Source organism: Chryseobacterium piperi (genome assembly GCF_002285635.2).
GTDB lineage: Bacteria > Bacteroidota > Bacteroidia > Flavobacteriales > Weeksellaceae > Chryseobacterium > Chryseobacterium piperi.
Genome location: NZ_CP023049.2, coordinates 835,828 through 848,803, shown reverse-complemented (window position 1 = coordinate 848,803; position 12,976 = coordinate 835,828). Strand labels below are relative to the sequence as shown.

11 protein-coding genes are annotated in these 12,976 nt (G+C 36.9%); 10 read left to right on the top strand and 1 reads right to left on the bottom strand.

What is annotated here, in order from left to right:
- Nucleotides 1–5: 5 nt before the first annotated feature.
- From CJF12_RS03785 to CJF12_RS03775, 3 genes are all read left to right on the top strand, one after another.
- Entirely contained in the window at nt 6–1,271 is a 1,266-nt protein-coding gene (locus CJF12_RS03785) for an NAD(P)/FAD-dependent oxidoreductase (RefSeq protein ID WP_034685035.1), read from the top strand.
- Between the two features lie 293 nt (nt 1,272–1,564).
- Nucleotides 1,565–3,697 (top strand): zinc-dependent metalloprotease, encoded by a 2,133-nt coding sequence (locus tag CJF12_RS03780; protein ID WP_168173092.1) that lies wholly within the window; start codon nt 1,565–1,567, stop codon nt 3,695–3,697.
- A gap of 151 nt (nt 3,698–3,848) precedes the next feature.
- Complete coding sequence (locus CJF12_RS03775) at nt 3,849–4,337, top strand: GNAT family N-acetyltransferase (protein WP_034685037.1); 489 nt, start codon at nt 3,849–3,851, stop codon at nt 4,335–4,337.
- A gap of 270 nt (nt 4,338–4,607) precedes the next feature.
- Here the strand turns inward: CJF12_RS03775 and CJF12_RS03770 are convergent, their stop codons facing one another.
- Nucleotides 4,608–5,939 (bottom strand): hypothetical protein, encoded by a 1,332-nt coding sequence (locus CJF12_RS03770; RefSeq protein ID WP_051887293.1) that lies wholly within the window; start codon nt 5,937–5,939, stop codon nt 4,608–4,610.
- A 683-nt stretch (nt 5,940–6,622) separates the two neighbouring features.
- Between CJF12_RS03770 and CJF12_RS03765 the strand changes: the two genes are divergently transcribed.
- From CJF12_RS03765 to cysK, 7 genes are all read left to right on the top strand, one after another.
- Nucleotides 6,623–7,597 carry an IS110 family RNA-guided transposase gene (locus CJF12_RS03765; RefSeq protein ID WP_095591053.1) on the top strand — a complete coding sequence of 325 codons (975 nt, stop codon included), beginning with the start codon at nt 6,623–6,625 and terminating at the stop codon, nt 7,595–7,597.
- A gap of 135 nt (nt 7,598–7,732) precedes the next feature.
- Entirely contained in the window at nt 7,733–8,143 is a 411-nt protein-coding gene (locus tag CJF12_RS03760; RefSeq protein WP_084675694.1) for an RrF2 family transcriptional regulator, read from the top strand.
- A gap of 86 nt (nt 8,144–8,229) precedes the next feature.
- Nucleotides 8,230–8,943 (top strand): phosphoadenylyl-sulfate reductase, encoded by a 714-nt coding sequence (locus CJF12_RS03755; RefSeq protein ID WP_034687908.1) that lies wholly within the window; start codon nt 8,230–8,232, stop codon nt 8,941–8,943.
- Nucleotides 8,944–8,953: 10 nt separating this feature from the next.
- Nucleotides 8,954–9,862, top strand: a complete 909-nt coding sequence (gene cysD, locus CJF12_RS03750) for a sulfate adenylyltransferase subunit CysD (protein ID WP_034687886.1) — start codon at nt 8,954–8,956, stop codon at nt 9,860–9,862.
- 86 nt (nt 9,863–9,948) lie between these two features.
- Complete coding sequence (locus CJF12_RS03745; RefSeq protein ID WP_034687888.1) at nt 9,949–11,187, top strand: sulfate adenylyltransferase subunit 1; 1,239 nt, start codon at nt 9,949–9,951, stop codon at nt 11,185–11,187.
- Between the two features lie 3 nt (nt 11,188–11,190).
- Complete coding sequence (epsC, locus tag CJF12_RS03740) at nt 11,191–12,021, top strand: serine O-acetyltransferase EpsC (protein WP_034687890.1); 831 nt, start codon at nt 11,191–11,193, stop codon at nt 12,019–12,021.
- A gap of 26 nt (nt 12,022–12,047) precedes the next feature.
- The gene (gene cysK / locus CJF12_RS03735; protein WP_034687892.1) at nt 12,048–12,959 is read left to right on the top strand and encodes a cysteine synthase A; all 912 of its coding nucleotides are present in this window, start codon (nt 12,048–12,050) and stop codon (nt 12,957–12,959) included.
- Nucleotides 12,960–12,976 lie beyond the last annotated feature (17 nt).

The following is a 12,976-nucleotide window of genomic DNA, read 5'->3' as shown; positions in this document are numbered from 1 at the left end:
AATTTATGACACAAAATAAAGGCAAAGCACTCATTATAGGTGCAGGCATCGCAGGGCTAAGTTCAGCCTATTACCTTTTGGAAAAAGGCTGGCAGGTAGAAATTCTGGAGCAGAATGACCTTCGCAATAATTGCTCTTATGGCAATGCAGGCATGATTGTACCCAGCCATTTTACCCCTTTGGCTGCTCCCGGAGTTGTTGCACAGGGAATCCGTTGGATGTTCGACAGTAAAAGTCCGTTTTATGTAAAGCCATCGCTGAGTACCCAACTTTTATCCTGGGGATTAAAATTTCTGAAACATTCCAATCAAAAACATGTAGACCGTTCTGCACAGGCAATCAGAGATCTTAATCTCGCAAGTAGCAGCCTTTACAATGAAATTGCAGGAAAAGAAGAATTTGATTTCGAATTAAATCAAAACGGAATCCTGATGCTTTATAAAACCGAAAAAGTTGCCGAAGAAGAAACAGAGCTAGCCCATAAAGCCATCAGTTTAGGATTGCCTGTTGATATTCTGGATAAAAAAGGAATTCAGGAGCTGGAACCCAATACCCAACTGGAGGTCATAGGAGGAATCAATTACCAATGTGATGGCCATATGAATCCAATAAAGTTGATGAAGCAAATGATCTCTTATCTTAAAAATAACGGAGTCCTCTTTCATACACACCATAAAGTAACAGCCTATGAAATCACTGGAGACACTATTAAAGCAGTAATCGCCAACGGTAAGAAGTTTTTGGCTGATCGTGTTATTATAACCGGTGGTTCATTTTTACCTGAGCTTGCCCAAAAAGCTGGAATTAAGATTCAGCTCATGCCCGGAAAAGGGTATTCATTCATGCATAGTCCTGAAAATCCAACTAGTACATTAGAACATGCCGCATTATTACTGGAAGCCAGAGTAGCAGTAACCCCTATGAACGGGCAGATCCGTTTTGGAGGAACTATGGAACTGGCTTCCCATCATGATAAGGTGAATATGAAAAGAGTAGAAGGGATTGTAAACTCTATTCCCAAATATATGCCTGATTTTCAGGTAAAATTGCCTAAAGAATCTGAAATATGGTTTGGATACAGGCCCTGTGCACCGGATGGCCTTCCTTATTTAGGACAATCCTCCAGACTAAAAAATCTGATTATTGCAGGCGGTGGCGGAATGATGGGCTTAAGTCTTGGACCTGTTTTCGGAAAAACAGTGTCTGAAATTGCTAATGAAGAGAAACCCACTGTTGATATCAGAATCTTTAATCCTGAAAGATTTAGTTAAATAAACATCACATAACACACAAAATTATTATTTGAACCTGTTTAAACTTTTTTAAAGAAAGAGTTTCCAGAAAATTAGCAATCATGGGATAAGCATTATCCCACAGAACTTTATTATAAAGGATGGCAAAGTTGTATACAAAAGCATGGGAGATATCGACTATCAAAATTTACAGACAAAAATCATTCTAGATCAAATTAAATAGGTTGATTAAGCCCAAAACAATTTGATTATTCAAATAAATTATTAACATACAAATCCAAAAAATCATGAAAATTAAAACATTATTACTTATGTCCCTATTTCCAATAATAGGTTTTGCTCAAGAAAATAGACCTCATGAGTGTAAAGCAGATGAAATGATGAAAAAACATTTTGAACTGCACCCTGAATCTAAAGCTGAATATGAAAATTTTGAAAAATTCACCAAAGATTTTGTAAAAAAAATGGAATCAAACAAAACTCCATTGAATAAAAAGGTCAACGCTCCAACCTATATCATACCTGTAGTTTTTCATGTGTATGGAGAATCTCAGAGTAATGTAAAAGTAAATTACCAAAAAGTAGTTGACTTGCTGCAACAAATCAACTTAAATTTCAATGGAACTAATACTGATTCAAACACTATAGATTCTTACTTCCAGCCTATTAGGGGCACATTAAGTATTGAATTCCGCTTAGCTAAAATTGACCCAACCGGAAAAGCAACAAGCGGAGTAGTATTTCACCCTTTCAAAAGTGGATATGGCAACGGAGGCGGATATGATGCACAAATTGGCGCAGATGCATGGGATAATACAAAGTATATGAATGTGTATATACAAAATGATCTATATGCTAATAAAGATTTATATCAATCGGGAGTTGCCTGGTATCCGGATTCATACATGGCTTCAGTAAATACAGCAAGAGTTGTTTATAATGGCCGTTATATATATGATGCTGCAGGAACTGTGGCTTCAAACGAGTTTTCTGATACATTCACTCACGAATTTGGGCATTGGTTAAATCTTCAACACACGTTCAATGTTCTTTGTTCAACTGCGAACCCTAGTAATGATGGTGACGGAGTTGCTGACACCCCTGTAGAAAATAATTCTTCTGGATTAGGATGTACAGCTGGAAACAATTGTCTTGGACAAAAAGTGAACGTTGAAAACTATATGGGATACAATGGTTCCGCTGGTTGTTATAAAATGTTTACGAATGGACAAGTTAATAGAATGTTAGCCGCATTAAATCACCCGTCAAGAATAAATTTATGGCAGCCTGCCAACTTAGCCGCAACCGGAGTTGCCAATACTCCACCTAAATTAACTCTTAGCAACAGTACCTTTACAGAGAACTTAAACAATAATGGAGCCGTGTCATTAGATGGAACAGTAGCATCTGCTCCTACATCAACCATTACCCTAAACGGAGCAACATTTGCCGTATCGAATGGAACAACTCTTATTGCAGGAACACATTTCACTTCTTCATTGCCAGCAGGACAAACAGCAACTATAACAGTTACAAGCCCTTCTACTGCTACACTTACCATAAATGGTGCGGCAACCAGTCATCCTAAAAGTCAGGTCCTGAATTCATCAATTACATTCCTAAATCCGGCTATAACAGGAGGCTTAACTTCATTAGGATCAACTACATCTTTGGCATTAACTTTTTCTTACAAAGATCCCTATAAAATAGTTACAGGAACTCCTCTGGAAAGTTATGCCAATCCAACACCAACTGCAGTAACAACCAACTCCGGAGCACCTTGGAAATATTTTATCATTAACCCGGAGCTTAGTGATGATGCAGGCTATGGTGCTTGGTACTATGGCGCAAATCAATTAAAATTGGAAACCTATTGGAAAGGATTAGTATGTGGGGTAGGGACAAGAAATATTAGTTTAATTCCGTCTTGTACCACTATAAGTAATGCAAATAATATAGGTTATCCAACTGGTACTCCTGGACAACTTGACGTGTACACCCCTACATACACTACCTGGTCTGGCAAAACCGCTTATGTTGGCTTTAGAAACCAATTCGAAGGTTACAATATTAACGGCTATTTCAAACTGATTGTTGGGGCCAATGGTTCAAATTATTCTGTAACTGAGTTTGGATATAATACACAACCATATGGCAGTATTACAACGCCTTGTACATCATCATTATCCACTTCATTATCCGCTTCAGACGTTGATACAACAAACTCAGAAACATCCATCTATCCAAATCCAGTTTCTGATGTATTGAATATTAAAACAAAAGGGAAAATTAAATCAATTTCTGTTTACGACATGCTTGGAAGAAAAATGAAAGCTAAAGTTATTGGTGATAAGGTTGATGTTAAAAACTTCCTAAGCGGAACTTATTTAATTGATATTGAAACTTCTTTAGGGAAATCTTCCCAAAAATTCATTAAAAAATAGGATCAAACGCTATTATTCACTTGTTGAATAAAATATGGGCTTAATTTTTTAAGCCCATTTTTGCTTTATAACGAATATTATCATATTTTACCGGCAATTGTGAGTTTATTTACGTAATTTTATTCATCAATTTCAAACGCAAATTATTCTTATGTACTATAAAAACGATACCATTATCATACGGGAATTTGCCCCCCAGGAACTCGATTTATTCTTATCCCTTTTTGAAAATGAAAATGTTACCAGCTTTCTACCTTACAAAAGCCCTGAAGAATATAAAGAAATGTTTGCCAAAGCATTGGCTGATTATCAGGAAGGCTCCTTAGGCAGATGGGGCATATTTAATGCACAGAATAATGATTTTATAGGAATGTGTGTAGTCAGAATCTTTGCTGATAATCTTAACCAAACAGAAATAGGATACGTTTTAAGTGAAAACTATTGGGGAAAAGGAGTTGCTACTGTCGTATGTAAAGCTCTGGTAGACTATTGTCTTTCATTAGATAATCATCAAGATATTATTGCAATAACCGACCTACACAATATAGGATCACAAAAAGTGCTTGTAAAAAATGGATTCATCCGAATAGAAAACCTGGTACGGGAAAACGGTGAGGTAGCTTATTTTAAATTTGGTTAAAATTAAACACAAAGACACAAAGGATTTTAAAAGCAATGCATTTTAAGGCGCAAAGGCGTTTCTCTCAGCAAAGAAGAGATAACTTTCACCATCCCAATTTGTCATTGACTTCGTCTAATCTTCGATTTCAGAAATGGAGCGAAGCGGAATGAAGGAATCTCAACATAGTAAGGTAACATAAACTCCATAAGCGAAGCAACTCTTTGATAAATTTATCCTTGTGTTAAAAAGTAGCTCAATATTAGGATACAGATAATGGCAAACGGCTTTTCACTTCGCTCTGCTATTCAAAGCTCTTTTATTCGCATAATAATTTTTAATTCCATTAGAAATTTGCAAAGAATAATCTGTTGTTATATACGCCTCACCTTTATGTTGTATTACATTCGCACCCGGAGCGATATCTGCAAAAAATTGTTGGAATGATTCAAAAGGGTAGTTGGATCTTGTGATACCTGCTTTAAAATCTCCCAGCGGTAAAGTATGTCCCTGATCGTTCACAGCTGCGTTACCGTGGCACGAAATACATGAAGATAAAGGATTGTCAATTGGTCCGTTGAGCCTGCCTCCCAATCCGTGATAGCGCAGATAAGTAGACTTATTATTTTTTCCTTCCGGATGTATCAGCGAGGCATTGATAAACGATTCTTTTAATTCATGATTAATAAATGCTCCATCACGATGTATATCTTTAGCTATATTAGAATCATTTCCCCAGCTTAATCCTACCGGAACCATTCTCTCCCAAATAGTCTTTCCTGTATGTAAGCCATCATATATAAAAGTCCCATACACCCAGCCCGTCTTTAACGCTCTTTTATCTTTGACCGCTATATCTATTTGTAACAGGCGAACGGTACGATCCCTTCTTATGACATTACTACAATCGGTATTAGGGTTGCATAAATAGATGTTGCCATTCCATTCAAGTGTGTTTTTCAGAAAAGGAATCTTGTTTACAGGTGCATCTGTAAATAATAATTTAAAACTTACCGTTCCTTCAGGAAAGTTCGCCTTTTGGGGATCCGGGTTTTGTTTAGGTCCCGGCCAAACCTGACCTAACGTATATCCTCCGGGAGGATTATACATCCCTACTGCCCAGTTTTCAAGTTCTATATCCTGTCGATCATGTATTTTATATTTAGGAGTTGCAAACTCTCTTGTAAGGCCATGGATATATTCGCGACCGTTTCCTATATATTCATTATTCAAATATTTTCCATCATCATGAAGCCATGGAGCATGATACCATTTTCTGATTTTGTTTTCCTGACCCCTAAAATCAATTTCCGTATTACCTTCCAGACAATAACTTAGAACTGTCTGCATATAGAGTTCAGGGTCTTCTATAAAATTAATATTTTGCCAGGGATAGCTTTCTATAGTCAATGTTTTCGGATAGTTTTGGCTTAGCTCAAAAGTCTTCATTCCCGAGGGTGGAGTATAATTGGCATTATAACTCGGAAATAAAGATTCATTATATACCACCTTTTTGTCTATTACAGGGCTTCTATGGGAATTAAAATTTTGGATCGATTGTTTACAGCTTAACAAAATGATAAGCATCCCCGAAACACTTAAGAATTTAATTTTTTGTTCCATATCTATTATCATTTGATTGTAAAGAGTAAAAATCTATCATTTCAAATCTCCTAATAACTATAGTTCTTTAGCTTTCTATTGTCTTATGAAAAATACATTTTTTAGGAAAACGAAAATACTACTTGAAAAAAATTAATATAGACTGCTTAAAACATAGGGAAAATTCCTAAAATTATGATTACAAAGGATTTTAAAACTAATCCACTTTTAAGGGCAAGGACGTTTCATTCAACAAAGAGAATGTCGGCTATTCAAATCTGCTAAATCCGCTTGATCTGCGAGAGTTTAAAAATATACAGCATTCTGATTATCCTTGTGTTAAAAGTAGCTGAGCATGATTAAACGCAAAATCGCAAAGGACTTAAAAATAAAGCGTTTTTAAGACGCAAGGGCGTTTCCACTTAGCAAAGAGTGAGAAAAAATTAAGAATTATTTTAGAAGTTAAGAATATGAAGAGATTTCTCCTATCGTCCTTTAGATTTGTAAATAGTTAAATTTATAGAATTAAAGAAGAGAAAAGTGTTTAAGTAAACTAACCCTGTCTTAGAGTAAAACTCATATTTCGATTAAGACTTAAACACTTTCTTATCACAATCTCAGATAGAAATTCGGGCTAATGACCCATTATCAAGGAGTTGAGTTAATGATAAGATCTCTTCTTATTAATATGCAAAAACAAATTTATGAAAAATGTAATTATTGGCATTGATGTGAGCAAGCTTACTCTCGATATTAGTGTACTTATTGATTCTACCTTTCAGTTTTTTACGATAGAAAACACGGTAAAAGCATTAAAAAAGTTTTTTAAAGAATTTAAAGAACACCAAGTGATGATAGCTATGGAGAATACTGGCCGTTATAATTATCACCTTTATGAAGTTTTACCCCTTTTTGAATTTAAGGTTTATGTTATTAATCCACTTCATATAAAGAGAAGTATAGGCCTGGTAAGAGATAAGAATGACAAAATAGACAGTAAAAGAATCGCTTTATTCTTAGAAAAACACCATATTGATCTACGTATCTGGAGTCCTTGCAGTAAAACACTACAAAAAATCAAACTCTTAAATACTGAGAGAAGACTCCGTGTTAAAATAAGAGCAGCTTTACTCACCCAGTTAGCAGACCAGTCGCTTCTAAAAGGAATGCAGGATAAAGACCTTTTAAAACTCAATAAGGACTTCATTGCCTTATTAGACAAACAGATTTCATTCATTGAAGATAAAATCCTCTATCTTATTGAAAATGACGAAGTCTTGAAAGATCAATATCATCGAATTCAAACGATACCAGGTGTAGGCAAAGTTTTGGCTGCTAACATGCTTATTAAAACCAACGGCTTTACCGAGATACAATCTGCCAGAGAAATGTCCTGCTATGCTGGTGTAGCGCCATTTGAGTATCAATCTGGTACTTCATTGAAGTACAAATCAAAAGTATCCCCCCTGGCAGATAAGGAATTAAAAAAAATTCTTCATCTCGCTGCAATGAGCGCTATTCGGTTTAAAAATGATTTGGCTGTCTACTATCTAAGAAAAGTGTCAGAAGGTAAAAATAAAATGTCTGTTTTAAATGCGGTACGAAACAAAATTATACACCGAATTTATTCGTTAATTAAAAACAAAACTTTTTATCAAAATCAATTGGAAATGTCATAGAAATCGAAATGACAAATTTTCGTTGAATTTATAGCTTTACGGTTCAACAATTCCGCGATTTAGCCTTTTTGCCTTTACTAACACAATCTGAAAACATTTCATTAATCAGAGAAAATGTTATAAATTGCATCCATTATGATGTCCAAACGTTGCAAATATGCTTTAAAAGCAATGGTCAGATTAGCAAGAAATTACAATCAGGGTTTTCTGTCCACTTCTGTTATTGCACAAGATGAAAATATTCCTAAAAAATTTTTGGAACAGATTCTTTTGGAGCTGAAACGCGTAAAACTGGTGAACAGTAAGCAAGGGAAAGCCGGTGGTTACTATTTGCTTAAATCTCCCGATGATGTCACTCTGGCTGATCTTTACCGTATTTTTGAAGGACCTATAGCACTAACTCCGTGCGTATCCTTAAATTTCTATGAACCTTGCGACGATTGCGTGGATGAAGCGACCTGCTATCTTAGAAAAGAGCTTATTATTGTAAGGGAAAAAACCAGAAAAAGCATGATAGAGGCGACTTTAACCTCATTCCTTAAGTAGAAATAATTTTTTTTAATTTTAAACTCTACTAATTTGGTAGAGTTAATAGGATTTATATATATTTGCAAAGAACAATTTCAATGCAAATGGAAAATAGACTCAAAATAGAATTCGATAAATTACTGAAAAAAACTTCTGAAACGTCTGTTCAAGCCGATTTTTTACAGATACTAACAGATGCGTTTCCAAATAAACTTATCTTTTCTACCAGCTTTAGTTATGAAGATCAGGTGATCACTCATCTGATTAAAGACCTGGATATCGATATTTTTACGCTTGATACAGGAAGACTTTTTGAGCAGACTTATGAAACATGGACTGCCACAAGAGCTTTCTTTAAAAAGAATATCAAAGCATATTATCCTGATACGGAAGAAATAAAAAACTTTGTCTCTGAAAACGGACCTGATTCTTTTTATCAGTCGGTGGAGCAGAGAAAAGCATGTTGCACAATCCGCAAAGTGCATCCCCTGAAAAAAGCATTGCAGGGATATAAGGTATGGATCACCGGCCTGAGATCGGAACACTCTGCCAACAGGCAAAATATGCCCCAACTAGAGTGGGATGAAGATAATCAGATCATCAAATTTCATCCATTGCTTCACTGGACTTCGGAACAGGTGACAGATTATGTCAAAGCCTACCATTTACCTTATAATCATCTGCATAAAAAAGGATTTGTGAGTATTGGATGTGAACCCTGTACAAGAGCAATAAAAGAAGGCGAAGATTTCAGAGCAGGCCGCTGGTGGTGGGAAGACGCTAATAAAAAAGAATGCGGTTTACATATTCATCAATAAAAAAGAAAAAATGTCAGTATATCACTTAAATTATCTGGATCAGTTAGAATCCGAATCAATCTACATATTAAGAGAAGTAGCGGGGCAGTTTGAACGGCCTGCACTTTTATTCAGCGGTGGAAAAGACAGCATTGTGTTGGCACACCTTGCTTCTAAAGCATTTCGCCATGGACGGATTCCTTTTACTTTTGTTCATGTAGATACCGGACACAATTTTCAGGAAGTTCTGGGCTTCAGAGATCAGCTTGTACAGCAGCTGGAAGTAGATTTAGTCGTACGCAAAGTAGAAGATACGATCGCAAAAAGAAAACTCACGGAACCAAAAGGTAAATTTCCCAGCCGAAACTGGTTGCAGACCTATACCTTATTAGATACTATTGAAGAATTTGAATTCGATGCCTGTATCGGAGGTGCACGTAGGGATGAGGAAAAGGCCCGCGCAAAAGAAAGAATATTTTCTGTAAGAGACGAGTTCGGACAATGGGATCCAAAATTACAACGCCCGGAATTATGGAATATTTTCAATGGAAAGATTCAGAAAGGGGAGAATGTCAGAGTATTTCCGATAAGCAACTGGACCGAACTTGATATCTGGAACTATATCCGCAAGGAAAAGATCGCATTACCTTCCATATACTTCTCTCATGACCGCGAAGTAGTAGACCTGAACGGGCAATGGATTGCCAATTCTCAACATGCTTCCCTGGAAGCCAACGATGTAGTAGCCATAAAAAAAATACGTTACCGTACAGTAGGAGATATGACCTGTACCGTAGCCGTAGAGTCTGAAGCAGCTACCATAGATGGTGTTATCGAAGAAATTCTTGCTACCAGAATTTCTGAACGTGGAGAAACCAGAATCGATGACAGGGTAACGGAAGCAGCAATGGAAGACCGAAAAAAAGGAGGCTATTTTTAATAAATAAAAATGAATAATAGGCAATAAGTAATGAAATTGACCGTATTACACATCACCCATTACTTATTACTCATAATAAACAACGGATGGATATTTTAAGATTTATAACAGCAGGAAGCGTAGATGATGGTAAAAGTACTCTTATCGGACGACTGCTATACGATAGCAAAAGTATTTTACAGGATCAGCTGGAAGTACTCGAAAAGCATTCTAAAAACAAAAATGAAGACGGTGTCGATCTGGCACTTTTAACAGATGGTTTAAGGGCTGAAAGAGAACAGGGAATTACCATTGATGTGGCTTACCGGTATTTTTCAACACCCAAAAGAAAATTCATTATTGCTGATGCACCCGGCCATGTACAGTATACCCGTAACATGATTACCGGTGCTTCCAATTCCGACCTGATGGTCATTCTTATCGATGCCCGTAAAGGAGTCATCGAGCAGACGAGACGACATTCTATTATAGCATCTTTACTACAGCTCAAAAAAGTTGCTGTAGCTATCAATAAAATGGATATGGTAGAGTATTCAAAAGAGGTTTTTGAAACCATAAAAGCGGATTACGCAAAGATTGCTGATAGTCTCGGCCTGAAAGATGTAAGTTATTTTCCTATTTCAGCGCTTAAAGGAGATAATATTGTTTCCGTGTCATCTCAAACAGATTGGTATGAAGGAAGCTCTCTATTGGAATACCTGGAACAGGTTACCCTTCATGAAGAACTGAATACCGGCAGCCGTTTTCAGGTTCAGTATGTGATTCGCCCTCAAACAGAGGAGCTACATGATTACAGGGGATATGCCGGACAAATACTAAGCGGACAATTCAGGAAAGGAGACAAAATTCATATACTTCCGGCGGGCTTAACAACCGAAATTGCTAAAATAGAAATCAATGGAACAGAACAGGATCTGGCAGTGGAAGGACAGCCAGCAGTGATTCACACAACCCATGACCTGGATATCAGTAGAGGTGATCTTTTTACCACCGAAGAACAGGTTCCAACCGTCGAAAAAGATCTGGAAGTTCTTTTGTGCTGGCTCGATCAGAAATCATTGCAGCCAGGCAACAAATATTTACTGCAACAAAACAGCAGACTGGTAAAGGCAGTAGTAAAAGAAGTGGATTATAAGATCAATGTGAATACCCTTATACAGGAAAAAGCAGAAGGTGAAATCAAGCTTAATGAAATTGTAAAGGTCACTTTACGGACAGCACAGCCTCTGGTTTATGATAGATTTATTAATAATAAGAAAACAGGATCTGCAATTTTGGTGGATGAAACATCAAACTCCACTGTAGCAGCATGCATAATTCAATAGGATATGAAAGCTTTCCATTATTTAATTGAAAGAATTGGCAGCAGCAGGCAGAATACAGCCCATAGGTTCTTTGATAAAGTAAAAGCCGAAGTTTTTGTTACTACACTGTACGACGTTCTTTTTCTGTCCCAAAATGCAGGCAATGCAGATCAACTGGAAAAGGAGTTTTCTGAACTGAATCAGATTCTCTTTGACCTGATCTATACCATTACCGGAGACAGAGACCTGGCAGAAGTACAGACTGACAGCTTTTTTGATGCTTTACCTGAAATCTATGATCAGCTGGTGCTGGATGCAAAATCTATATTAGAGTTTGATCCTGCCTCAGATTCACAGGAAGAAATACTTCTTGCATATCCCGGATATTTTGCCACTTATGTATACCGTGTCTCGCATCAGCTATGGAATCAGGAAATTAAAATATTGCCGCGTGTAATTTCAGAATATGCACACAGCAGGACAGGAATTGATATTCATCCGGGAGCAGTGATCGGCAAATCTTTTTTCATCGATCATGGAACCGGAATTGTGATTGGAGAAACGGCAGTTATCGGCAATCATGTCAAAATTTATCAGGGAGTTACCCTGGGAGCATTGAATGTCTCTAAAGAAAAGGCCAACCAAAAAAGGCATCCTAATATTGAAGATCATGTCATTATTTATTCAGGAGCTACTATTTTAGGAGGGAATACAACTGTAGGCAGAGATAGTATTATCGGAGGAAATGTATGGATCACCCAAGATGTTCCACCTAATTCTTTAGTCTATAACAAAAGTGAAATAAAAATTAAGGATAACGGATTATTACCGGAATCTTTAACCTTTGTGATATAAAATCAAAAAATAAAAATTGTATTGGTATGAAATTTCAAAATGCACTGGAAACCATCGGAAATACACCGGTCGTTAAAATTAATAAGCTTTTCAGTTCCGGTCACGAGATCTGGATTAAATTAGAAAAAAGTAATCCCGGAGGAAGCATCAAAGACAGAATTGCATTGGCAATGATCGAGGATGCAGAAGCCAAAGGGCTATTGAATAAAGACAGTACCATCATCGAACCAACCAGTGGTAATACTGGTATCGGACTATCATTAGTGGCTGCTGTAAAAGGATACAAACTTATCCTGGTTATGCCTGAGAGCATGAGTATTGAACGTCGTAAAATTATGGAAGCCTACGGAGCTGAATTTGTTCTTACTCCAAGGGAAAAAGGAATGAAGGGAGCCATAGAAAAAGCTAATGAGCTGGCACAGGAAACTCCCAATTCATGGATCCCGAGACAGTTTGATAATCCTGCCAATGTTAAAGTACACGCTGAAACTACAGCCCAGGAAATTTTAAATGATTTCCCTGATGGTTTGGATTATGTGATTACAGGTGTAGGAACCGGCGGACATATTACAGGTATCGCAAAAGTATTAAAAGAAAAATACCCTAATGTTAAAGTAATTGCTGTGGAACCTGATTTATCTCCGGTATTGAGCGGAGGAAGCCCTGCACCACATCCTTTACAAGGTCTGGGTGCCGGATTTATTCCTTCCATATTGGATATAACACTCCTGGATGGGGTGATCACGGTAGGTAAAGAAGAAGCTTATCAACATACTTTAAAAGCAGCCAAAGAAGAAGGCCTTTTTGTAGGAATTTCAACCGGGGCAGCTTTAGCTGCTATTGCAAAACAATTACCTGAAATACAGGCAGGATCTAAAATTCTGACCGTAAATTATGATACCGGTGAAAGGTATCTGTCTATTGAGGGTCTCTTCTAAACTTCACCACTAACACC

What these genes read in the sequence shown, in the direction of transcription:
- CJF12_RS03785 (WP_034685035.1), top strand. Translation starts at nt 6, where the DNA reads ATGACACAAAATAAAGGCAAAGCACTCATTATAGGTGCAGGCATCGCA.
- CJF12_RS03780 (WP_168173092.1), top strand. Translation starts at nt 1,565, where the DNA reads ATGTCCCTATTTCCAATAATAGGTTTTGCTCAAGAAAATAGACCTCAT.
- CJF12_RS03775 (WP_034685037.1), top strand. Translation starts at nt 3,849, where the DNA reads ATGTACTATAAAAACGATACCATTATCATACGGGAATTTGCCCCCCAG.
- CJF12_RS03770 (WP_051887293.1), bottom strand. Translation starts at nt 5,939, where the DNA reads ATGGAACAAAAAATTAAATTCTTAAGTGTTTCGGGGATGCTTATCATT.
- CJF12_RS03765 (WP_095591053.1), top strand. Translation starts at nt 6,623, where the DNA reads ATGAAAAATGTAATTATTGGCATTGATGTGAGCAAGCTTACTCTCGAT.
- CJF12_RS03760 (WP_084675694.1), top strand. Translation starts at nt 7,733, where the DNA reads ATGATGTCCAAACGTTGCAAATATGCTTTAAAAGCAATGGTCAGATTA.
- CJF12_RS03755 (WP_034687908.1), top strand. Translation starts at nt 8,230, where the DNA reads ATGGAAAATAGACTCAAAATAGAATTCGATAAATTACTGAAAAAAACT.
- cysD (WP_034687886.1), top strand. Translation starts at nt 8,954, where the DNA reads ATGTCAGTATATCACTTAAATTATCTGGATCAGTTAGAATCCGAATCA.
- CJF12_RS03745 (WP_034687888.1), top strand. Translation starts at nt 9,949, where the DNA reads ATGGATATTTTAAGATTTATAACAGCAGGAAGCGTAGATGATGGTAAA.
- epsC (WP_034687890.1), top strand. Translation starts at nt 11,191, where the DNA reads ATGAAAGCTTTCCATTATTTAATTGAAAGAATTGGCAGCAGCAGGCAG.
- cysK (WP_034687892.1), top strand. Translation starts at nt 12,048, where the DNA reads ATGAAATTTCAAAATGCACTGGAAACCATCGGAAATACACCGGTCGTT.